Source organism: Massilia sp. DJPM01 (assembly GCF_030348125.1).
Classification (GTDB): domain Bacteria; phylum Pseudomonadota; class Gammaproteobacteria; order Burkholderiales; family Burkholderiaceae_D; genus Telluria_A; species Telluria_A frigida.
The window spans coordinates 1-22,827 of the sequence record NZ_JAQOZV010000011.1; the positions used below are offsets into that span (position 1 = coordinate 1).

Consider the following 22,827-nt stretch of genomic DNA (forward strand, 5'->3'; position numbering starts at 1 on the left):
ATCATAATAGCGATGCCAGTTGTACGCCAGCTTCGACTCGGCGTCGTAATACTGCCCCTGGAAGCGGATCGGACAGTCGGTCTGGCTGACCGTCGTTTCCTCGATCTCGCCCCACAAATTGCTCTTCGCCTGCCACGCGATGCCGCCGTCGGCGTCGATCAGTTCCTTGGGCGTTCCGATATGGTCGAGAACCACCGCATACGTCTTGCTGGTTTCCTTGCCCTTGCGCCGCATCGTCTCGGTCTTGGCGAGCGGCCTGAAACTGTCCGGCTCGTAATCCCAGGTGGCGCAGATCTCTTCGACGAGGTCCGATCCGCCCTTGCCGTCCGGCTTACGCCGAAAACGCCTTTCCTCCGCGACCGTGTGGCCATCCCACAGGTATTCCACTTCCGTAAAGCGCGCAGCGCGATCACTCGGCACCTGCTTTTTGGTCAGCCTGCGGCCCAGGGCATCGTAGGTATACTCCCAGGCATCGCCATCGGGCGTAATGACACGCTTGAGGCGGTTCTCGCTGTTCCAGACATAGTGCCAGTGCTGTTGCCGGCCCCAGCGCTTGCCTTCGATACGCGTCGTGACGCGCCCTTCCGGGTCGTACTCATACTTGACCTTGCCAGCTTGCATGAGCTTGCCGCGCTGGTGGATGCGTTGTCCCCGCGTATCGGCGTTGCCGTCGTCGGTGTCGAGCAGCGCCTTCTGCTTGATTGCATCGATCAGGTTGCCTGCCAGATCGTAGGCGTATTGCTCGCCGCCATTGCCGCGGCTCGCTTGCGTCACCCGGCCGACGCTGTCGTAGCCGATGTCGACCACGCCGGCGCTGCGCTCGCCCAGCTTGCGCGGATTGCCGTTGCCGTCGTAATTGACCGCGCGTTCCTGCAGCGTGCGCGCCTGCCATCCCTTGTCCGCCGCGACGCCGGTCCATTGGCGGGTCAGGCGGTTGAGCGGGTCGTATTCCTGCTCGATGCGCGCGCCGCCCGGCAATTGACGCCCTGTTTCACGGCCGCCACTGTCGTAAAGAAAGCTGAACATCTGCGCGTCGGGCAGCGTCAGTTCGAGCGGCACGCTGTTGGCGTCGAATTCCCACACGCTGCTGTGCCCGCCAGAACTACTGCGCTCGGTGCGCCGGCCCATCAGGTCGTAGCCGCTGAGGATGCTGCGGCCATTCTGGGTTTCCCTGACCACGCGGCCCTGCGCATCGCGCTCGAAGCGGATGTCGCTGTCGGCGTTGACGGCGCTATTCAAGCGGCCCAGTGCATCGTAGCCATAGCGGGTGCTGCCCTCGCTGGCGACCTGCTCGAGCAGCTGGCCCGCGTGATTGCGCAGGTAGCGCGTGTGCTGGCCCGACGGCGTGCGTTTCCCGATCACCAGACCGTCGGCGTCGACCTCGTATTGAACGGTGCGGCCGGCGAAATCGGTTTCCGCGATGACTTGCCCGGTGGCGTTCCTGAGATAGGTCCAGCGCTCGCCCATGGGATTGACGACGGCGCTCAGGCGCAGCTCGGTATCGTATTCGTAGCGCGTGACCGCGCCGTTGGCCTCGGTCGTCTGGGTCAGCCTGTCGAAAGCGCCATAGGCGTGGCGCGTCACGTTGCCCAGCGCATCGGTGCGTGCGATGCAATTGCCTTCGGGATCATACTTGGCAAGGTGGCGGCTGCCACCCGGCAAGGTGATCTCCAGCGGCAAGCCTTCGACGTTGTAGACGTAATGGCTGGTATGTTGCTGCGGGTCGGTGCGCGCGCTGACGCGGCCGAAGGCGTCGCGCGTGATCCGGGTCGGGTTGCCCAGCCAATCGGTGGCACTGGTCAACAGTCCGCGCTCATCGTGCGCGAAGGCGGCCTGCGCTCCGACCGGATTGACGACGCGCAGCACATTGCCCTGCGCGTCATGCTCGAAGCACGTCCACGCGCCGCTGTCGCCTACCCGGGCCAGGTTGCCACGTTCGTCGTAGCCGCGTTCGACGCGCTTGCCGTCGGGCGAGGTCACGGCCACCGGCAGGTCGAGCTGGTTGTAGGCGACGACGGTTTCCTTGCTCAACGCATCGATGTGGCCGACCATGTTGCCACGCGCATCGTAGGCCCAGCGCAGTACCGCCCCGCCCGGCGTGAAGGCGGCGACCTGATTGCAATTGGCGTCGAAGTCGAACTGGCTGACACCGCCGCGGGCATCGACTTCCTTGATGACCTGCCAGGCGTCGTTGTAGTGGTATTCGGTGGCGTGCCCCAGCGAATCGGTGTAGGTGTTGACCTTGCGCGCATCGTCGTAGACGAAGCCGCCGGTCATATGGCCGCCGCCACCGCCGCTGGTTTGTACGCAGCGCCCGCTGGCGTCGTAGCGGTAGCCGATCCACACGCCATTGCGGTCCTGCCACCAGGTCAGGCGATGGGCGCCGTCATAGGTGTATGTCAGCGGCAAGCCGCTGCTGTTGACGATGGCCGACAGCTCGCCGTCAGCGTGATAGGTGTAGCTGGCCAGCGTGGTCTGCCCGCCATCCGCATGCAGCAAACTGATGCGGGTGATGGCGTGTTCGCTCGCCTCGACCTTGAGCCGCGTGCCGCCGCTGTGGCGCACCTCGGCCAGCACCGCGCCGTTGTAGACCAGCGCAATCCGGTTGGCGTTGCGGTCCGTGATGGCCGACAAATGCCAGTGGGTCGCATCGCGCTGCTCGAAGCGCAAGGTGGGCTGATGCCGTTGTGCGATCAGGAAGTGGCCGTCGAGCCGGCTCACGCTGTACGCCTGATACACGCCATGGGTGACGCTGGCGCCGGGCTCCGGCATGTCGAAACGCATCGATGCGCCATCCTCGGCATGGAAAACCAGCTCCGCGTCGCCCTTCACTTCGATCCATTGCCCCCAGGTGCTGGCCCAGGCCTTGCCGAATACCGTGCCGCTCGGATTGCCGGAGGTGTGCACACGCCGCAGCACGATGGGCAAGGCGCCCGCCAGGGCAAAGTCGGTTTGTTCCAGGATGACGTCGCCCGTGATGACGTCGATCGGATCGCCGCACTTGCATTTCGTCCCGTTGGGACGCTCATTGGCGGGGTTGAATTTGGCGACGCCGGGTACCCCGCCCTTGACGAAGGCCATGGCTGGCGTAGTGGGAGTGGGAATGTACTTGTTGCCGAGCCATGCGCCGCCCTTGGCGCCGGCCATGCCTCCCAGCAGGCTGCCTCCCAGCATCATGGCTTTCTGGCCGTCCGACCCTTCGCCGAACATCAGTCCGCCCACATATTCACCGCCCTTGCCGCCCGCCATGCCGAGCACCAATCCGCCGACGGCGACCAGGGGGCCGGCCAGCACTGTGGCGCTGGCCAGTCCCGCCACCAGCAGGGTCGTGTGCACCCAGCCCGGCACTTCCGGCGTGATCAGGTCGCGATCGGTGGTGGCCGTCGCGCCGCCGACGAAGACGTTGGGCGAGCCTGCATGGATCTTCGCGCTGCAACTGATCATGTCGCCGACGCGGGCAAAGGGCTGGCTGTTGACGAATACCGTGGACGAGCCTTGCACGACCAGCTGGGGCGCCGGTCCATGGGTGGCGCACAGGGCCGTGGAGAGGTGGGCTCGCGCGGCCTCCTTGCCATTCGCAAAGACGTTCGCCGAGCCGGTCTTGACCACCCCGGTCAGGTTGACGCCAAAGATCTTGTCCGTCACATTCATCGAACCGACCACTTCCCCGATGCCGGCGGCACCGGCCGTGACCCCCACCGCCGCGGCCACCGCCACCAGCCCCAGGCCACCGGTGCCAATGATGAAGGCGCCGGCCAGCGCGCCGATCACCAGGCCGGTGATCAAACCGCCTATCGCATGGCTATGCGCGATGGGATCGTCTACACGTCGGGCCGCCGCGCCTAATCAGGACTCCTGGGCAGCTTGGGCTGCGGCCGGCACCGGCGCGTGCAGGTGCATGCTGCCGAGCATGGTCTCGAACGCGGTATTCCACTCCTCCTTGAAAGCGCCATGGCTGGTGCCGGTCAGCAGCAAGGCCTTGCTGCGGTCCGCGCTGGCGGCCTGGACAAAGACGGCTACCTGGCGCTGGTGCAGCTCGCTATCGCCATTGCGCCAGGTGTAGTGCAATTCCACTGCTGCCGAGCCGTCCACGACCAGGTCGCGCTTGGCGAGCAGTTCAAATTTCGGCAACGCTTTGCGCAGCTCGCTCGCAAGGCGCAGGGCGAAGGCGTCGACCGTGGTTTCGGTGAAGTCTTCGGCGCGCGAGATGACGAACGAGAAATCGCTCGGTCCGTTGTCGTTGATGATGAATTGATTGACGGTGCGGTCTTTCAAATCAGGGTGCAGATCGAAGCTCGCTTCGTCGAGATTGAATTGGCTCATTGCAGTGACTCTGGTTGATGGAATCGGAGGGGATGAAAATCGGATCGGCGCTGCATTCGGCCGGCAAGCTTGGCAATATTTTCAAAAGGTTATGTATTATAACCCTTGAAGCAAATTGATATCAATATGTTAATCCTGTCTCACCACGCAAAAACCTCACGCAGCTGGCCTCATTTTTATGATCATCTTGATAATTAATGTTATCATTGAAAAACTTTCTCCAAAACGCGGCGATTGGTTTTCCACAGAAGATCAGCGACCCGCTGGATATCCCGGCCCATGCGCCGGTAACTAGCCAATAACACGATGAATCCGTACGCCCAAATCCCCACCGCCAGCGCGCCGGACAGCCCCCGCTACTTGCCCTGGTACGTACACGTGAGCACAATGGTGTCGATGATGGTCGGCGTGTTCTTCCTGCATATCCGCTTCGGACCGGCGATCTATTTCCTGCTCGGGTCGGCGATTGGCCCCGCCATCTTCCTTGCCGTGGCCGGCAAGGGAAACCGTTGGCTGGGCGCGGGCATCATCGTGCTCCTCAACGGGCTCGCCTACCTCGCCGTCGTCTCCGGCTTTGCTGCGAGGATCAACTACATGGACGGCGGCTTCGCCGCAGGCATGCTCGCCTGCATCCTGGTGCCGCTGTTTCCCGCCGCGCTGTTATGGCTGGCCCACACCTTGGCGGTGCGCAGGCGCGCCCGCTGAGCACACTTTAGAAAAACTGGCGCCAGTCCGCCAGCCAGTCCGGGAAGCGTTCCGCCTCCATCGGCCTCGCAATGTGATGGCCCTGCGCATACGTGCAGCCCAGGCCCTGCAAAAAGTCCCAGTCCTGGCGCGTTTCGACCCCCACCGCGCAGGATTTGCGGTCCAGGCTGCGCGCCAGTCCCAGGCAGGAACTGAGCACCGTGGCCAGCGAACGCTTGCGCGAAGCGCCATCGACAAAACTGCGGTCGATCTTCAATTCCGAAAACGGCACCCGCGCCAGCTGCTGCACATTCGAGCGCCCCGTCCCGTAATCGTCCACCGCCAGGCCGTAGCCCATCATGCGCAGGCGCAGCAGCCGCTCCAGGAAGCTCGGGTCGTTGCTCAGCACCGCCGATTCGGGCAGCTCGAAGGTGAGCAGCGATGGCGCGATGCCGTGGCGGTCGGTGCACACTTTGACCTGGCGCAGGAAATCGGGGTGGCCGATCGTTTCGGCCGACAGGTTGAGCGATATCGCGGCCGGCAATCCCTTGTCCAGGAAAGCGCGGCATTGCTCGGACGCGCGCTCGATCATGGTCCAGTCGAGAAAATCGATGCGCTGGTTCTGTTCCAGCGCGTCGATAAAGGCCGCCGGCCCCAGCACGCCGTGCTCCGGGTGGCGCCAGCGCGCGAACACTTCCAGTCCTTTCACCTCGCCGCTGGCCAGTTCGATCTTGGGCTGGAAAAACGGCTCGAACTGGCGCGCCTGCAGCCCCTCGCCCACTTCGGCAAAGCTGAAGCGCGGCAGCACGCGGCGCTCCAGCACCGGCGCGGCCGGGGGCGTGTAGTGCGACAGCACCGCTTCGAGGTGGCCGCTGGTGAGCGGCTTGGGGATGGTGCCGAGCAGGTCGAGGCCATACGCCAGCGCCAGGCTTTCGACCGAAAACAGCAGGCTGGCATGGCAGCTGCCGGTAATGATGGCGCGCGTGCCGGCATTGAGCACGGTGATGTCGCGTATCAGTTCGAGTCCGTCGCGCCCGGACAGGCCCAGGTCGATGATCGCAATGTCGATCGGCGGGCCGGCCGGCGCTTCGATGCTGCGCAGCGCGGTTTCGCCGTCCGGCGCGGCGCTGATGCGGGTGGCGCCGAGGCGGCCGAGCATGTCGATCAGGATCTGGCGCTGGGCCGCGTCGGCGTCGGCGACAAGAAAGTGCAAGTGGGCGATGTCCATCATACCTCCGCTAAGTTCTGGTATTGACCTTACCCCGAGAACCCAGCGTCGTCTATGCTGTCAAGAAACTGTTTCGTCTTACTTTGATTGAATCTGCCTCAACTGTTCAAAAAAACAGACAGCTGCACACGCCGCCACATTGAGCGACTCGATCTGGCCCAGGTGCGGGATCACGACTTGATGAGTTGCCAACGCCAGCAAGTCGTGCGCCACGCCCTGCCCTTCGTGCCCGAGCAGCCAGGCCACCGGGCGTGCCAGGTCGACATCGTACAGGCGGTCGGTGGCGTAGCCGCTGGTGGCCAGCACGGGAATGGCGGCCGCCTTGACCAGTTCGGCCAGGTCGACGTTTTCGTGGATGTCGACCACGAAGTGCGCCCCCATGGCCGCGCGCAGCACCTTGGGCGACCAGCAAAAGGCCGTGCCGCCGCTGCAATAGACCTGGGTGATGCCGGCCGCCGCCGCGCTGCGCAGGATCGAACCGACGTTGCCCGGGTCTTGCAGGTTGTCCAGCAGGACCGCCGAGGCGGTGAGCACGCCCGGCGCGTCCAGCACCGGCGTGGCGATCAGGAACATCAAGCCGACGCCGTGTTCGACCTGGCTCAGGGCGTTGTACAGCGCGTCCGGCATGGCGCTGACATGGGCACGCGCGTGCGGCGCCTCGCACTGCATCACGATATCGGCCACTTCGGGGTTGGCCAGCGCGCCTTCGGAGACGATGCAGTGCAGCGGCGCGCCGCGCAGCGCCAGGTACGACTGGCACAGGTGCACGCCGTCGAGCAGGGTCTGGCCGGCCTTGCGCCGCGCCTGCGAACTGCCGGCGAGATGCTTGAGGTCTTTATAGAGCGGATTGTCGCGCGAGGTGATGGTTTTCATGCGGCCTCGCCGAAGTCGAACGACATGTCCATGCCGACGATGGTGTTGGCCACCGAGACCGGCAAGGTGGCGCGCACCGGCGCGAACGAGCGCCGGTGCACCGGGCAGGCGCCGTGCTCGCGCAACCGCTCCAGGTGCATGGCGGTGCCGTAGCCCTTGTGCTGGTCGAAGCCGTACTGCGGATAGAGTTCGTGCAGCGTCACCAGGGCGGCATCGCGCGCGGTCTTGGCCAGGATCGATGCCGCCGAAATGGCGTGCACCTTGTCGTCGCCTTCGATGATCGGGTGGCAGCGGATCTGCATCACGGGGCTGCGGTTGCCGTCGATCAGGGCGATGGTCGGGATGGTCGACAGCGCTTCCACCGCGCGCCGCATGGCCAGCATGGTGGCCTGCAAGATGTTGATGCTGTCGATTTCCTCGTGCGAGCACTCGGCAATCGCCCAGGCCAGCGCGTATTGCTTGATCTGCGGGGCCAGTGCTTCGCGCCGCTCGGCAGTGAGCTTCTTGGAGTCGCGCAAGCCCTCGATGGGGCGGTCCGGGTGCAGGATCACGGCGGCCGCGAACACCGGGCCGGCCAGTGGCCCGCGCCCCGCTTCGTCGACGCCGCACACGATATCCTCGGGCGTGAACGGATAGGCGTTCTTTTTCAGCCCCGGGTAGAAATTGACTTTTTTGGTTCTCATGATGACTTTTTTGACGCCGCGATGACGCGCATGACGGCGGCCGCGCTTTCCTGCGCGCTGTTGCGCAGCAGGCTGTGGTGCATGTCGGTGAAGCGCTGCACCAGCAGTTTGCGGTTGGCCACGTTGTTAAGTTGTTCCCACATGGCGTCGGCCAGTTTTTGCGGGGTGACGTCGTGCTGCAGCAGTTCCGGCACCAGGAATTCGCGCGCCAGGATGTTCGGCAGCCCGATCCAGGGCTGGTAACCCATGTGGCGCATGATCTCGTAGGAGGCGCGCATGACTTTATAGGCAATCACCATCGGCTTTTTGAACAGCGCCACTTCCAGGGTCGCCGTGCCGGACGCCACCAGCACCGCGTCGGCGGCGGCAATGGCCTCGTGCGAGCGGCCGTCGAGCAGGTCGATGCGCACGTCCTGCAAGCCGGCCTTGGCGATCAGCTCGGTGAAATACTGGCGCTGGCGTTCGCCCGCCATGGGCGCGACAAAGCGCAGGTCCGGGTCGCGCGCGGCCAGCAGCTTGACCGCGCCGACAAAGGGCTCGGCCAGGTATTTGAGTTCGCCCATGCGACTGCCCGGCATCAGCGCGATCACGCGCGCGTCCTGCGGCATGCCAAGCGCGCTGCGCGCCGCCGCCACGTCCGGCTCCATGGGTATCAGTTCGGCCAGCGGATGGCCGATATAGGTGCACGGCACGCCAGCCTTGCGGTAGATCTCTTCCTCGAACGGGAAGATCACCAGCATGTGCGAGACGGCCTTGATGATCTTCTTGATGCGGCCACCGCGCCAGGCCCAGATCTGCGGGCTGACGAAGTGTACGGTCGGAATCCCGGCTTCTTTCAGCTGGAGTTCCAGTCCAAGATTGAAGCCCGGGTAGTCGGCGCCGATGAACACGTCCGGACGCTCGGCCAGCAGGCGGTCGCGCAGCGCGTTCTGGATGCCCTTGATTTCGCGGTAGCGCGGAATGATCTCGAACAGGCCGCGCACGGTCAGGCGGTCCATCTCGATGTCCGACACAAAACCCTGTTCGGCCATGCGCGGCCCGCCAATGCCGTGCAAGCGCGCGCCGGGAAGATGGGGCGCGAGGCCGGCCAGCAGGCGCGCGGCGAGCATGTCGCCGGAGACCTCGCCCGCCACCAGGGCTACGGATGCGCCAGCCGGCGCGCCGCGCCCTGAATCAGCGGACAATGCCACGGGACGCGCTGCCCAGGAAAGTGAGCATGGCGCCGATATCGGCAGCCGCATCGGGCGACTCGTGCTGCTGGTCGACCAGGGCCGCCTTGGCCGCTTCCAGCGTCATGCCGGAGCGGTAAATCAGCTTGTAGGCCGCGCGCACGCCGTCGATCTGCGGCCGGGTGAAGCCGCGCCGCTTCATGCCTTCGATGTTGACGCCATGGGCCGACGCCGGATTGCCCGACACCAGCACGAACGGCGGCACGTCTTGCGTGAGGCTGGTGTACATGCCGATGAAGGCATGCGCGCCGATCTTGCAGAACTGGTGCACGCCGGCGAAGCCGGACAGGATCGCCCAGTCGCCCACTTCCACGTGCCCGGCCAGCTGGGCATTGTTCGAGAAAATCGTGTTGCTGCCAACCTGGCAGTCGTGCGCCAGGTGGCAGTAGGCCGAGATCCAGTTGTCGTTGCCCAGGCGGGTGACGCCTTCATCCTGCACGGTGCCGGTGTTGAAGGTGCAAAATTCGCGCACCGTGTTGCGGTCGCCCACTTCCAGGCGGGTCGGCTCGCCATCCCATTTCTTGTCTTGCGGCGGCGCGCCGATCGAGGAAAACTGGAAGAACTTGTTGTCCTTGCCGATCGTGGTGTGGCCTTCGATGACCACATGCGGACCGACCACCGTGCCGGCGTCGATCGACACGTGCGGGCCGATGATCGAAAAGGCGCCGACTTCGACGCTGCTGTCTAGCTGCGCGCGCGGGTCGACGATGGCGCTGGGATGAATCGTGGCCATTTAGTTCCCCATCGGCTGGCTCGCGTCGCTCGCGCTGCGGATGGTGCACATCAGGTCCGCTTCGAGGGCGATGGCGCCATCGACGCTGCCGACGGCCTTGTACTTCCAGATGCCGCGCGAGCAGCGCACGATCTCAATATCCATGCGCAGCTGGTCGCCGGGACCGACCGGACGCTTGAAGCGCGCGTTGTCGATGCCGACGAAATAGACCACCGAATTGGCGTCCGGTTTCACGCCGATCGACATGAACGACAAGATCGCCGCGGTCTGGGCCATCGCTTCGATCATCAGCACGCCCGGCATGACCGGCTTGTGCGGGAAGTGGCCGTTGAAGAATTCCTCGTTGGCGGTGACGTTCTTGATCGCGCTGATCGATTTGTGCGCTTCCCAGTCCAGCACGCGGTCGACCAGCAGCATCGGATAGCGGTGCGGCAGGTATTCCTTGATCTGGCAGATGTCGAGGGTCTTGCCGGGTACGCCCTTGTTGTCGGTAATGGTCATATGTCTTCTATTTTTGTTCTGTGAGTGCCTTGACGGCTTTTTCGAGCGCGCGGATTTTTTCGCGCATCGACGTCAGGTTGCGCAGCAGGACGGCGTTCTTTTCCCAGTCGCTGTTCTTGGCGATCGGGTAAAAGCCCGTGTACTGGCCCGCTTCCTTGATCGAGTTGGCCACCAGGCTGCCGGCGGTGACGTACACCTTGTCGACGATGGTGATGTGGCCCGAGACCATGGCGGCGCCCCCGAAGGTGCAGTATTTGCCGATGGTGGCGCTGCCGGCCACGCCGACGCAGCCGGCCATGGCGGTGTGCGCGCCGATATGGCAGTTATGCCCGATCTGGATCAGGTTATCGAGCTTGACGCCGTCTTCGATGATGGTGTCGGCCATGGCGCCACGGTCGACCGTGGTGTTGGCGCCGATGTCGACGTCGTCGCCGATGATCACGCGTCCGGTCTGCGGAATCTTGACGTACACGCCGCCCTCGTTGGCGAAGCCGAATCCGTCGGTGCCGATCACGGCGCCCGAATGGATGATGCCGCGCTTGCCGATCTGGCAGCGCGCATGGAAGGTGGCGTTCGCGAACAGGTGCGTGCCTTCGCCGATGACGGCGTCGCGTCCGACAAAGCTGCCGGCGTCGATGATGGCGTTCGCGCCGATCACGGCGCCCGCTTCGACGGTCACCTGCGGGCCGATATGCGCGCTCGGGTCCACTTTCGCGCTCGGCGCGACGCTGGCGCTCGGGTCGATGCCGGCCGGTGCCACGAACGGATCGAGCGAGGCGAAATACTGGGCGGCGTAAGCGAAGTAGACGTGCGGGTTCTTGGCGACGATGCGCGCGCCCTGGTAGGTGGCGCCGACGATCTCGTCGTCGGCGCTTGACACAATCATGGCCGCCGCGCCGCTCTGCGCGGCCTGGGCCCGCAGTTTGCTGTTGCTGAGATAACTGATGTGCGAAACGCCTGCGTCAGCCAATGGCGCGACCCCGGATACCTCGGTATTCGGGTCGCCAATCAGCTGTCCTCCCAAGCGTTCGACCAATTCACCTAGTCGAGTGCCCATCTTTGATTCCTGTCTTGAGTTGGTGTGATTTTACTTGTCGAGCAGCTTGAGGATCTTGTCCGTGATATCGATGCGCGGGCTGGTCCAGGCCGATTCCTGCAAGACGATATCGAGCTTTTCCTGCTCGGCGATCTGTTCGATCAGCTTGCCCGCCTTTTGCGCGATATTGCCGCGCTCTTCGCTCTTGCGCTGGATCAGGTCTTCGCGGAATTCACGCTGGGTGCGCTGCACGTCTTTTTCGAGGTCGAGCAGTTCGCGCGCGCGCCGGGTGCGTTCGAGTTCGGGCAGGTTGGGCGCGTCGGTCTCGAACTTCGCTTCCATCGACTTGAAGCGCGCTACCGTGTCCTGGATGGCCTTCTGGCGCTTCGAGAACTCGGCTTCGATCTTGGCGTCGGCGGCCTTGGCCAGTTTCGATTCGGTCATCAGGCGTTCGGTGAAAACAAAGCCAATCCTGCTCGGCGCATTTTGCGCCTGGGCCAGCGAGCATGCGCACAACGCCAGCAAGGCGATGTGCTTGGGCCAGGAGGCAGTCACAGTGTTCAACATAGTTCTCCGCAATCTAAAATGGAAACGCTCGCGTGGTGCGATCAGAAACCGGTACCCATCTGGAACTGGAAGCGTTCCAGGCGATCGCCAGGTTTCGCGTTCAAAGGCTTAGCATAACTCAACTTGAGCGGACCGACCGGCGAAATCCAGCTCACGCCCAGGCCAGCCGAGTAACGCAGCTCGTTCAAACGCATTTTCTGGTCTTCGCTGTAGACCTGGCCGGCGTCGGCAAAGCCGAACCAGCGCAGGCTGCGGTCGGCGCCGCTGCCCGGGAATGGCATCTGCAATTCGGCATTGCCGATCAGGCGCTTGGCGCCGCCGACAGCGTCGCCGTTGCGGTCGACCACGCCGAGCGAGGAGCTCAGGTAGCCGCGCACGGAACCGATGCCGCCGCCGTAGAAGTTCTTGAAGACCGGATACGGGCTTTTCCTGATGCCCTGGCCGTAATCGAGTTCGCCGCGCAGCGCCAGGGTGATCTTGTTGGTGAGCGGACGGTACCATTCCTGGTTGTACACCGCGCGGTAGTATTTGGTGTCGCCGACCACATCGAGTTCGAGGTTGACGCGCTGGTAGCGGCCCGACGATGGCGTGATGGCGCTGTCGCGGCTGTCGCGCTGCCAGGCGGCCGTGAACGGCAAGGCGTTGGTGGTGGCGCTGCCGATGCCGGTGTCGATCTTGGTGATCTGGCGTACATACTCCTTGTAGCGGACCGGGCTGGTGACATCGGTTTCGATGGTGGTGCGTTCCACGCCCACGCCGAAGTACACGGTATCGGTTTCGGAGAACGGCACGCCGTAGCTGACGCGGCCACCGGTCTGCTTGACCTTGTAGGTACCTTGGTTCAATGCCGGCGGATTCAGGGTGCGCAGGTACAGCTCGAACTGCTGCGACACGCCGTCTTCGGTGAAGTATGGATTGGTGTGCGAGAAGGCGATCGTGCGGCTGTAATCGCTGGTGTTCAGGTCGATGCCGACCGTGTTGCCGCTGCCGGCAAAGTTGGCTTGCTGGATCGAGGCCGTGAAGGTGAATTTTTCCGCCTGCGAGAACGAGCCGCCGATCAGGAAGTTACCGGTCGGTTTTTCGACCACGGTCAGGTTCACGTCCACCTGGTCGGAGGTGCCCTGCGCTTCCGGCGTGTCGATGGTCACGTCCTTGAAGTAGCCAAGGCGGTCGACGCGGTCGCGCGACATCTTGATCTTGTTGCCGTCGTACCAGGAGCCCTCGAACTGGCGGAACTCGCGCCGAATGACTTCGTCGCGGGTGGTGGTGTTGCCGGCGATGTTCATGCGACGCACGTAGGCGCGCTTGCCCGGATCCACAAAAAAGGTGAACGCGACTTCGCGCTTTTCGCGGTCGATTTCAGGGTTCGCATTGACGTTGGCGAAGGCATAGCCGAAGGTGCCCATGCGGTCCGAAATGAGCTTGTTACTGGCCGTGAGCAGCTCGCCCGAATAGGTCTGGCCCACGCGCAGGCGCACCAGTTCCTTGAGCTCTTCCTCGCGCCCGAACATTTCGCCTTCGAGCTTGATGCCGGAGACGGTGTACTTCTCGCCTTCGGTGATGTTGATCGTCAGGTAAATATCTTTTTTGTCGGGCGTGATCGAGACCTGGGTCGATTCGATGTTCGCTTCCAGGTAGCCGCGGTTCAGGTAGAACGACTTGATCGACTCGATGTCGCCGGTCAGCTTGGTCTTGGAATACTGGTCGGCCTTGGTGTACCAGGTGAACCAGCCGGAGGTGCCGAGCTGCAGGACTTCGCGCAGTTCCTTGTCCGAGAAGGTCTTGTTGCCGACGATGCTGATCTGCTTGATGCGCGCGACCTCGCCCTCGTCCACGTTGAACATGACGGTGACGCGATTGCGTTCGATTGGCGTGACGGTGGTGGTGATCTTGACGCCGTACAGGCCGTGCGACAGGTACTGGCGCTTGAGCTCCTGCTCGGCGCGGTCAACCGACGCCTTGTCGAAGATCTTGGTCTCGCCGACGCCGATTTCCTTGAGCGCCTTGACCAGCACGTCCTTCTCGAATTCCTTGGTGCCGGTGAAGTCCACGGTGGCGATCGCCGGGCGTTCCTCGACCAGCACGACCAGCACGCCCTTTTCTTCTTCCAGGCGCACGTCCTTGAAGAAGCCGGTCGCGTACAGCGCCTTGATGGCGGCGATACTCTTTTCATCGTTGAACGTTTCGCCCACGCGCACCGGCAGGTAGCTGAACACGGTACCGGCTTCGGTACGCTGGATGCCCTCGACCCGGATATCCTTGACCACGAACGGGTTCACTGCAAGGGCTTGTCCGGCGCACATCGCCAGGACGGCAGCGCAAATCAAGCTGCGACGAAAGAAAGGCAAGGCAATACGTTCAGAATTTAATTTCATTGGGGTTATTCAATGGGTCAATCGTTTGGACAACGTACATATGTATTCGCGGGAGGCGTGGGCGCCGGTCGCAGCAGGCGCATCGTATCATTGAAGAGCGCCAGCGCCATCAGCATCACCAAAAACACGATGCCGGCGCGCTGCGCCAGCTCGACAATCCGGTCCGGCAGGCGGCGCCCGGTCAAAACTTCCAGCGAATAATACAGCAAAAGACCACCGTCCAGAACCGGAATTGGTAACAGATTCATCACCCCAAGACTGACGCTGACGACGGCAATAAAGCTCAAGAATTCAATCGGCCCCATGCGCGCGGTCTTGCCGGCGTAGTCGGCAATCGTGACCACGCCGGTCAGATTGGCGAGCGACACCTGCCCGGTGACCATCTTGCCGATCATTTTCAGGCTCATCACGCTTTGCTGCCAGGTCATGTTGGCACCGGCCACCACGGCGTCGAGCGGGCCGAGCGTGACCTTGACCATCTCGAACAAGGACAGCAATTCGGCATTGATACGGTAGCGATTAGTATCTTTATTCAATTCCGGCGTGAGCGCCAGGACCAGGGGACGGCCATCGCGTTCGATCCCGAATTCCAGCGTGCGTCCGCAGGATTGGGCAATCAGGGCCATCAGCGCGGCGCCGTCCGGCAAGGGCTTGCCGTCGACGCTGAGCACGCGGTCGCCCGGGCGCATCCCGGCCCGGCCGGCCGGACCGCTGGCATCGGGAATCTTGCCGATGGACACCGGGGCGCGGAACATGGAAATGCCTAGCTCGCCGAGCAAGTCGTGTTCGAGATCCTTGCCGGCCAGGGCCGCCGACGCCAGGGTGGCGCTGTAGCGCGCTCCGCCCGGCCCGCTCGCGTCGAGGCGCACGCCGCCCTTGTCGAGCACGGCCTTCAGGACTTCCCAGCGCAGTTCGGAAAAGGTGGTGACCGGCACGCCATTGACGCCGACGATGCGGTCGCCGCCGCGCAAGCCGGCCTGGAAGGCGGGCGTGGTCTCGGCCATGGCGCGCACCCGGGTACCGATCTCGTCCATACCGACCATGTACAGGCCACCGAACACGGCGATGGCCAGCAGGAAGTTGGCGAGCGGACCGGCGCCGACGATGGCGATCCGCTGCCACACGTTCTTGCGCGTGTATTCGCGGGCCTGGTCGGCTTCGCTGGTGGCGCGGGTGTCGGGGTCGCGGTCATCGAGCATGCGTACGTAGCCGCCCAGCGGCAGCATGGAAATGACCCACTCGGTCTGGTCGGCGCCGAAACGGCGCGACCAGATGACCTTGCCGAAGCCGAGCGAAAAGCGCAGCACCTTGACGCCGCACAGGCGAGCCACCGTGTAGTGGCCCAGTTCGTGAAAGATAATGAGCGGTCCCAGCGAACACAGGAACGCCAGGACGGTGGTGAGGAACGTCATCTGGCCAGGCCGGCCACGATGCTGCAGGCGGCGGCGCGGGCGCGCGCATCGCACTCCATCACGGCGCCGATGCTGCTCGCCGCGTGGTGTTCGTTCTCGTGCATGACGCGCGCGATCACGCGGTCGATGTCGCGAAAGCCGATGCGGCGCTCCAGGAAGGCTTGCACCGCCACTTCGTTGGCCGCATTGAGCAGGGCCGGCGCGGTGCCGCCCGCGTCAAGCGACTCGAAGGCCAGCGCCAGGCAGGGAAAGCGCGCCAAATCGGGCTTGTGGAATTGCAGGGTGCCGATGCTGGTCAGGTCGAGCTGGGCCACGCCCGACTCGATGCGCTCGGGGAACGCGAGGGCGTTGGCGATCGGGGTGCGCATGTCGGGGTTGCCCAGTTCGGCGATGACCGAACCATCCACGTAGGACACCATCGAATGGATCACGCTTTGCGGATGGATCACCACCTCGATCAGCGCGGCCGGCGCGCCGAACAGCCAGTGCGCCTCGATCACTTCCAGGCCCTTGTTCATCATGGTGGCCGAGTCGACCGAAATCTTGCGCCCCATGACCCAGTTCGGGTGCTTGCAGGCTTCGTCCGGGGTGACGTGTTCGAGCGTGTCGACCGCGCGGTTCAAAAACGGGCCGCCGGATGCGGTCAGGAGGATCTTGGCCACGCCGGCCGCGCCGGGCTGGCGCGCATACGATTGCGGCAAGGACTGGAAAATCGCATTGTGCTCGCTGTCGATCGGCAGCAAGGTGGCGCCGTGCTCATGCACCGCGTCCATGAACAGCTGGCCGGACATGACCAGCGCTTCCTTGTTGGCGAGCAAGATCTTCTTGCCGGCACGGGCCGCGGCCAGGGTCGGGGCCAGGCCGGCGGCGCCGACGATGGCGGCCATCACGGTATCGGTATCGCCGCTGGCGGCGATCGAACAGAGCGCCGCTTCGCCGTGCTCGACCTGGGTGCCCAGGCCGCGCTCGCGCAGCAGGACGCCCAGGCGGGCGGCGGCATCGGCGCTGCCGACCACGGCACGCGCCGGACGGAAACGGGCGCACTGCTCGGCCAGCTCTTCCACCTTGGCATGCGCGCTGAGCGCATATACCTGGTATTTATCGGGATGGCGTGCAAGCACGTCCAGGGTGGACACGCCGATCGAACCGGTGGCGCCTAGAATGGTAATGCGTTGCATAGTTGTACTTTCAAACTTCGTTCAGAGCAGCCCGGTATGGATCAGGGCCGCGAGCGGCAGCACCGGGATCAGCGCATCGATCCGGTCGAGCACGCCGCCGTGGCCGGGCAGCAGCTTGCTGCTATCCTTGACGCCGGCGCGGCGCTTGAGCTGCGACTCGAACAGGTCGCCGACCACGCTGGCGGCGACGATCACCGCCAGCACCGCCAGCGCGCCGGCCCAGCCCAGCTTGGCCTGGAGGGCGACGGCGAAGGTGTCGGCCAGTACCGGGCCGCCGAACAGGATGGAGGCGCTGGCGATCAGCAGCACGGCAATGCCGCCGCCGATGGCGCCTTCCCACGATTTGCCGGGCGAGATCGATGGCGCCAGCTTGCGCTTGCCGAAGGCCTTGCCGGAGAAATAGGCGCCGATATCGGCGATCCAGACCAGCGCCAGCACCGACAGCAGGTACACCGCCGAACGGTTGAAGAACACCACAATGGCGGCGAAGCAGGCCACGATCGAGACCGCATACATGGTGGCGAGGATGGTATTGCGCCCGCCTTCGGCCGGCGGCAGGCCGGTCTTGAGCGAGGGCACGAAACGGAACAGCCATAGCAAGGTCGACAAGCCGAACCAGAACTTGACGGCGCTATTGGCCTGGTACAGGAAGGCGTAGGCGAAAGCGGCGCTCCAGAACAGGGCGACCAGGAAGGCTTGCTTGCGCGAGGACTTGAACAGCTGAAAGCTTTCGGTGATGGCGGCCGTCAGGAATAGCAGCACCACTGCGGCGAAGGCGGGGTAATACCCACCGAACAGCACCGCCAGCAAGACGACAAGCAACACGACGGCGGTGATGATCCGGGTAATTAGCATCAGCTTTTCTTTTCAGCCAGTTGATCGCCGGTGCGCCCGAAGCGGCGCTCGCGGCTTTGATAGGACGCGATCGCCGCATCCAGGGACTCGATCGAGAAATCGGGCCAGTAGGTATCGGTGAAATACAGTTCCGAATAGGCCAGTTGCCACAGCAGGAAGTTGGAAATGCGCTCTTCCCCGCCGGTGCGGATGAACAGGTCGGGTTCGGGTGCGTACGCCATGGCCAGGTGGGTGGCCAGCTGCTCTTCGCTGAAACTGGTCAGGCCGGGATTGGCGGCCACCATCTTGCTGGTGGCCTGCATGATGTCCCAGCGGCCGCCGTAATTGGCGCAGATGGTCACCGTCAGGCGCGTATTGTTGGCGGTGCGGCGCTCGGCCGAGGCAATCATGTCTTGCAGCTTGGAATCGAAACGCGACAAATCGCCCACGACTTTCAGGCGGATATTGTTCGCGTGCATCTTCGCCACTTCGCGTTCGAGCGCGGTGACGAACAGGCGCATCAGGAGCGAGACTTCTTCTTCGGGGCGGCGCCAGTTTTCGGAAGAAAAGGCGAACAGGGTGAGGTATTCGATGCCGCGCTGGATGCATGCTTCCACGCAGCCGCGCACGGCTTCGACGCCCTTGACGTGGCCAGCCACGCGCGGCAAGAAGCGCTTGGTGGCCCAGCGGCCGTTGCCGTCCATGATGATCGCAACGTGGCGCGGCACGCGGGCTACTTCGGGTACTGCTGTCGTCGAACTTTTATAGATCATAAATCCAGACTATCTAGAACAAATGCATGGGAAGCGGACGCTTGGGTCCGCCTCCGCGTGGGCAGACCCTGCCTTCGCGTCCTCTTACTCTACACCGTCAGGACTTCTTTTTCTTTTTCAGCAACCATTTTATCGACATCAATGACGAACTTGTCGGTCAGTTTCTGGATTTCGTCGGATGCGCGGCGCTCATCATCTTCCGAGCAAGCCTTGTCCTTGACCAGCTTTTTGAGCGACTCGTTGGCATCGCGGCGGATATTCCGGATCGCGATCTTGGCATCTTCCGCCTCGCCCTTGACCAGCTTGACCATTTCCTTGCGGCGTTCTTCGGTCAGCGGCGGGGTCGGCACGCGGATCATGTCGCCCTGCGACGAGGGATTGAGACCGAGGTCGGCATCGCGGATGGCTTTTTCGACCGTGGTCAGCATCTTCTTTTCCCACGGCTGCACGCCGATGGTGCGGGCGTCGATCAGGGTCACGTTGGCGATCTGGGTCAGCGCGGTGGCCGAACCGTAGTAATCGACCATGATGTGATCGAGGATGCCGGTGTGGGCGCGGCCGGTGCGGACCTTGGCCAGGTCGGCCTTGAGGGTGTCGATCGACTTGTTCATGCGCTCTTGCGCGTTTTTCTTGACGTCAGCGATAGTCATGCTGCTCTCCTGTAGCTCTGAATGATATTAAACGTGTACCAGTGTACCTTCGTCTTCGCCCATGATCACGCGCTTGAGCGCGCCCGGCTTGACGATGGAGAACACCTTGATCGGCAGTTTCTGGTCGCGGCACAGCGCGAACGCGGTCGCATCCATCACCTGCAAGTGCTTGGAAATGGCTTCGTCGAAAGTAATCGACTCGTAGCGGGTGGCGTTCGGGTCCTTCTTCGGGTCGGCGGTGTAGACACCATCGACCTTGGTGGCCTTGAGCACGATTTCAGCGCTGATTTCCGAACCGCGCAAGGCGGCGGCGGTATCGGTGGTGAAGAAAGGATTGCCGGTGCCGGCGGCGAACACGACGACCTTGCCCTCTTCCAGGTATTGCAGCGCTTTCGGGCGCACATAAGGCTCGACCACCTGCTCGATGGCGATGGCCGACATGACGCGGGCGACGATGCCGACGTGGCGCATGGCGTCAGCCAGGGCCAGCGCATTCATCACGGTGGCCAGCATGCCCATGTAATCGGCGGTGGCGCGGTCCATGCCCTGGGCACCGGGCGCGACGCCACGGAAGATGTTGCCGCCGCCAATGACGACGGCCAGTTCCACGCCCAGGTTCGCTACTTCCGCGACATCGGCGACCATGCGCTCGATCGTCGCGCGGTTGATGCCGTAAGGATCATCGCCCATCAGTGCTTCGCCAGACAATTTCAGGAGTACGCGTTTGTAGGCTGGTTTCGACATGGGGGTGGGCTCCAAAAAATGACGGTTTGTATTCGGTCTTGCCGTGCGCACACTTTCATGTGCACAGATTAAAAAAACGGGCCTTCCGGCCCGCTTTCACACTTACTGCTTGTTAGCAGCCATTTGCGCCGCAACCTCTGCAGCGAAATCGTCTTGCTTTTTCTCGATGCCTTCACCAACAACATACATCGTGAATGCTTTCACGGTGGTGTTTTTTTCTTTCAGCATCTGTTCGATCGATTGCTTGTCGTTCTTGACGAACGATTGGTTCAGCAGCGACACTTCTTTCAGATACTTCTGGATCGAGCCTTCCAGGCGCTTGGCCAGGATTTCCGGCGACTGCACTGGCTTGCCAGCGGCAACCGCGACGTCCGCATCTTCCTGAGCTTTCAGAGCAGCAACCGAACGCTCTTTTTCGATCAGTTCGGCAGGCACCTGGTCCGACGACAGCGACACTGGCTTCATGGCGGCAATGTGCATGGCCACGTCTTTACCAACTTGCTCGTCGGCGCCTTCGAACTCGACCACGACACCGATACGGGTGCCGTGCAGGTACGATGCCAGCTTGCCGGTGGTATCGAAACGCTGGAAGCGGCGGATCGTCATGTTCTCGCCGATCTTGCCGATCAGGGCGATACGCACTTCGTCCAGGGTCTTGCCATCGAGTGGCAGGGCCAGCAGGGCGGCGACGTCGGCCGGGTTGTTTTCGGCAACCAGGCGCGCGGCGTTGTTCGCCAGGGCCAGGAAGTCATCGTTCTTGGCAACGAAGTCGGTTTCGCTGTTGACTTCAACCAGGGCGCCGACATTGCCAGCGATGAAGGTTGCTACAACGCCTTCAGCGGTAATGCGGGTTGCGTTGCTGGTTGCTTTGGTGCCCAGTTTGACGCGCAGGATTTCTTCAGCACGTGCCATGTCGCCATCGGCTTCGGTCAGTGCTTTTTTGCATTGCATCATTGGCGCGTCGGTTTTCGCGCGCAGTTCGCCTACCATCGCTGCAGTAATCGCTGCCATGTGTTTCTCCTAAATTTGTGACATATTCTGTTTAAAAAAAAGGGGGAGCTGCTGCTACCCCTTTTGATTTCCGCGGCGCCTGGCGCCTGAAGCAATTACGCCTGCTCGGAGACTTCGACGAAGTCGTCGCCAGCCGATTTAACCAGTTCAACGATTTCGTTGGAGGCGCTTGCACGGCCTTCCAGGATCGCATCAGCAACGCCACGGGCGTACAGCATGATGGCTTTGGACGAATCGTCGTTGCCTGGAATGACGTGGGTCACGCCTTCTGGCGAGTGGTTGGTATCGACGATGCCGATAACAGGGATGCCCAGCTTGCCGGCTTCGGTGATCGCGCCTTTATGGTAGCCGACGTCGACGACGAAGATTGCGTCAGGAACGCCGCCCATGTCCTTGATACCGCCGATGGCTTTTTGCAGCTTGACCATTTCGCGCTGGAACATCAGGCCTTCTTTTTTCGACAGCTTCTCAACCGAACCGTCTTCAACCTGGGCTTCCATGTCTTTCAGGCGCTTGATCGAGGTCTTGATGGTCTTGAAGTTGGTCAGCATGCCGCCCAACCAGCGCTGGTCGACGAAAGGAACGCCGGCGCGTGCAGCTTCAGCGGCGATGATTTCGCGCGCTTGGCGCTTGGTGCCGACCATCAGGATCGTGCCGCGGTTGGACGCGACTTGCTTGATGGTTTTCATGGCTTCCTGATACATACCCATCGTCTTTTCCAAGTTGATGATATGAATCTTGTTGCGGTGGCCGAAAATGAACGGCGCCATTTTTGGGTTCCAAAAACGGGTTTGGTGACCGAAGTGGACACCGGCTTCCAGCATTTCACGCATTGTTACGGACATGTAATTCTCCAGGGTTGGGTCTGGAATCCGGTCAGTCACCATACAGGCACCCTTTGCGACCGGATTCGCGATTTTAACAAGATTTGTGGCATTACTTAACAACATTGCCCGAAAGCGAATTCAAGCAACCCGAGATTCTAACCGCATTTGGGGATTATTTCAAGTCCCCGTCGTTCGCGCGCCAAGGCGGCACTCGGCGCGGGAACGATGGGTTGCGGCGCTATCCCTTATAATGGTCGCCATATTTGCACGGGTTTTCGCACCATCCTCCCGCTGTTACTGATTCTTACCGATTTATTGCCGATTGCCAACTATGTCCAACATCTCGATCAAAACCCCCGCCGACATCGAAGGCATGCGCATCGCCGGCCGCCTCGGCTCCGAAGTGCTCGACTACATCACACCCTTCGTCAAGGTCGGCGTCACCACTGGCGAACTGGACCGTCTGTGCCATGAATACATGGTCAAGGTGCAGGGCACCATCCCCGCCCCGCTCAACTATTGCCCGCCGGGCTACACGCCCTATCCGAAAGCCATCTGCACTTCCGTCAACGACGTGATCTGCCACGGCATCCCGGGCGACAAGGTGCTCAAGGATGGCGACATGGTCAACCTCGACATCACCGTCATCAAGGATGGCTACCACGGCGACAACAGCCGCATGTTCCTGGTCGGCAAGCCCACCATTCTGGGCAAGCGCCTCTCCGAAGTCACCTACGAATGCATGTGGCTCGGCATTGCCCAGGTCAAGCCGGGCGCGCACCTGGGCGACATCGGCCACGTGATCCAGCAGCACGCCGAAAAGAACGGCTACAGCGTGGTGCGCGAATTCTGCGGCCACGGCATCGGCAAGGTCTTCCACGAAGAGCCGCAGGTCTTGCACTACGGCCGTCCAGGTACGCTGGAGCGCCTGGAAGCCGGCATGATCTTCACCATCGAGCCGATGATCAACGCCGGCCGCCGCGAAATCAAGGAAATGGGCGATGGCTGGACCATCAAGACCAAGGACAAGAAACCGTCCGCCCAGTGGGAACACACCATTCTCGTCACCGACACCGGCTACGAAGTGCTGACCGTCTCGGCCGGCTCGCCGCCGCCGCCGGCCTTCATCACCGAGGCCAGCGCCGCCGTCACGGCCTGAGGCCAAG

General features: G+C 62.8%; 21 protein-coding genes. 2 read left to right on the forward strand and 19 right to left on the reverse strand.

Features of this window, described 5'->3' with window-relative positions:
• Together PO883_RS09640 and PO883_RS09645 are read right to left on the reverse strand one after the other, a co-directional pair.
• Positions 1-3,786, reverse strand: a 3,786-nt coding sequence (locus tag PO883_RS09640; RefSeq protein ID WP_289309568.1) for a PAAR domain-containing protein, incomplete at its 3' end; no start/stop codon positions are given.
• A 60-nt stretch (positions 3,787-3,846) separates the two neighbouring features.
• Positions 3,847-4,323: a DcrB-related protein gene (locus PO883_RS09645; RefSeq protein ID WP_289309569.1), complete on the reverse strand. Its 477-nt coding sequence runs from the start codon at positions 4,321-4,323 to the stop codon at positions 3,847-3,849.
• A 378-nt stretch (positions 4,324-4,701) separates the two neighbouring features.
• Here PO883_RS09645 and PO883_RS09650 point away from each other — a divergent pair, with 378 nt between their 5' ends.
• Entirely contained in the window at positions 4,702-5,028 is a 327-nt protein-coding gene (locus PO883_RS09650; RefSeq protein WP_289309570.1) for a hypothetical protein, read from the forward strand.
• Positions 5,029-5,035: 7 nt separating this feature from the next.
• On the opposite strand, the gene PO883_RS09655 is transcribed toward PO883_RS09650, so the two are convergent.
• The 17 genes from PO883_RS09655 to rpsB all read right to left on the reverse strand — a co-directional run bounded on the left by PO883_RS09655 (position 5,036) and on the right by rpsB (position 21,679).
• A complete protein-coding gene (locus tag PO883_RS09655) occupies positions 5,036-6,238 on the reverse strand; it encodes an EAL domain-containing protein (protein ID WP_289309571.1) in 1,203 nt (400 codons plus the stop codon).
• A gap of 75 nt (positions 6,239-6,313) precedes the next feature.
• Positions 6,314-7,108 carry an RNA methyltransferase gene (locus PO883_RS09660; RefSeq protein ID WP_289309572.1) on the reverse strand — a complete coding sequence of 265 codons (795 nt, stop codon included), beginning with the start codon at positions 7,106-7,108 and terminating at the stop codon, positions 6,314-6,316.
• Positions 7,105-7,791 carry a ribonuclease HII gene (rnhB, locus tag PO883_RS09665; protein ID WP_289309573.1) on the reverse strand — a complete coding sequence of 229 codons (687 nt, stop codon included), beginning with the start codon at positions 7,789-7,791 and terminating at the stop codon, positions 7,105-7,107. Before rnhB ends, PO883_RS09660 begins: the two co-directional genes overlap by 4 nt.
• A complete protein-coding gene (lpxB, locus tag PO883_RS09670; RefSeq protein ID WP_373890047.1) occupies positions 7,788-8,981 on the reverse strand; it encodes a lipid-A-disaccharide synthase in 1,194 nt (397 codons plus the stop codon). The genes rnhB and lpxB overlap by 4 nt, the downstream gene beginning before the upstream one ends.
• Positions 8,965-9,753, reverse strand: coding sequence for an acyl-ACP--UDP-N-acetylglucosamine O-acyltransferase (lpxA, locus tag PO883_RS09675; RefSeq protein ID WP_289309574.1), 789 nt, complete (start codon positions 9,751-9,753; stop codon positions 8,965-8,967). Before lpxA ends, lpxB begins: the two co-directional genes overlap by 17 nt.
• Positions 9,754-10,254, reverse strand: coding sequence for a 3-hydroxyacyl-ACP dehydratase FabZ (gene fabZ / locus PO883_RS09680; RefSeq protein WP_099878183.1), 501 nt, complete (start codon positions 10,252-10,254; stop codon positions 9,754-9,756).
• Between the two features lie 7 nt (positions 10,255-10,261).
• Complete coding sequence (gene lpxD, locus PO883_RS09685; protein ID WP_289309575.1) at positions 10,262-11,311, reverse strand: UDP-3-O-(3-hydroxymyristoyl)glucosamine N-acyltransferase; 1,050 nt, start codon at positions 11,309-11,311, stop codon at positions 10,262-10,264.
• A 30-nt stretch (positions 11,312-11,341) separates the two neighbouring features.
• The gene (locus PO883_RS09690; protein ID WP_167086337.1) at positions 11,342-11,857 is read right to left on the reverse strand and encodes an OmpH family outer membrane protein; all 516 of its coding nucleotides are present in this window, start codon (positions 11,855-11,857) and stop codon (positions 11,342-11,344) included.
• Positions 11,858-11,898: 41 nt separating this feature from the next.
• Positions 11,899-14,232 carry an outer membrane protein assembly factor BamA gene (bamA, locus tag PO883_RS09695; protein WP_289309576.1) on the reverse strand — a complete coding sequence of 778 codons (2,334 nt, stop codon included), beginning with the start codon at positions 14,230-14,232 and terminating at the stop codon, positions 11,899-11,901.
• 17 nt (positions 14,233-14,249) lie between these two features.
• Complete coding sequence (gene rseP / locus PO883_RS09700) at positions 14,250-15,644, reverse strand: RIP metalloprotease RseP (protein ID WP_289309577.1); 1,395 nt, start codon at positions 15,642-15,644, stop codon at positions 14,250-14,252.
• Positions 15,641-16,822, reverse strand: coding sequence for a 1-deoxy-D-xylulose-5-phosphate reductoisomerase (ispC, locus tag PO883_RS09705; RefSeq protein WP_289309578.1), 1,182 nt, complete (start codon positions 16,820-16,822; stop codon positions 15,641-15,643). The genes rseP and ispC overlap by 4 nt, the downstream gene beginning before the upstream one ends.
• A gap of 21 nt (positions 16,823-16,843) precedes the next feature.
• Positions 16,844-17,677: a phosphatidate cytidylyltransferase gene (locus PO883_RS09710; protein WP_289309579.1), complete on the reverse strand. Its 834-nt coding sequence runs from the start codon at positions 17,675-17,677 to the stop codon at positions 16,844-16,846.
• Positions 17,677-18,429 (reverse strand): polyprenyl diphosphate synthase, encoded by a 753-nt coding sequence (gene uppS, locus PO883_RS09715; RefSeq protein ID WP_289309580.1) that lies wholly within the window; start codon positions 18,427-18,429, stop codon positions 17,677-17,679. Before uppS ends, PO883_RS09710 begins: the two co-directional genes overlap by 1 nt.
• 89 nt (positions 18,430-18,518) lie before the next feature.
• On the reverse strand, positions 18,519-19,079 hold the full coding sequence (frr, locus tag PO883_RS09720) for a ribosome recycling factor (RefSeq protein WP_167086331.1): 561 nt from the start codon (positions 19,077-19,079) through the stop codon (positions 18,519-18,521).
• A 27-nt stretch (positions 19,080-19,106) separates the two neighbouring features.
• Entirely contained in the window at positions 19,107-19,823 is a 717-nt protein-coding gene (gene pyrH, locus PO883_RS09725; protein ID WP_054262915.1) for a UMP kinase, read from the reverse strand.
• A 102-nt stretch (positions 19,824-19,925) separates the two neighbouring features.
• Positions 19,926-20,834, reverse strand: coding sequence for a translation elongation factor Ts (gene tsf, locus PO883_RS09730; RefSeq protein WP_167086330.1), 909 nt, complete (start codon positions 20,832-20,834; stop codon positions 19,926-19,928).
• Positions 20,835-20,929: 95 nt separating this feature from the next.
• Positions 20,930-21,679, reverse strand: a complete 750-nt coding sequence (gene rpsB / locus PO883_RS09735) for a 30S ribosomal protein S2 (protein ID WP_289309666.1) — start codon at positions 21,677-21,679, stop codon at positions 20,930-20,932.
• Positions 21,680-21,992: 313 nt separating this feature from the next.
• Here rpsB and map point away from each other — a divergent pair, with 313 nt between their 5' ends.
• The gene (gene map / locus PO883_RS09740) at positions 21,993-22,820 is read left to right on the forward strand and encodes a type I methionyl aminopeptidase (protein ID WP_289309581.1); all 828 of its coding nucleotides are present in this window, start codon (positions 21,993-21,995) and stop codon (positions 22,818-22,820) included.
• The last annotated feature ends 7 nt before the right edge of the window (positions 22,821-22,827 follow it).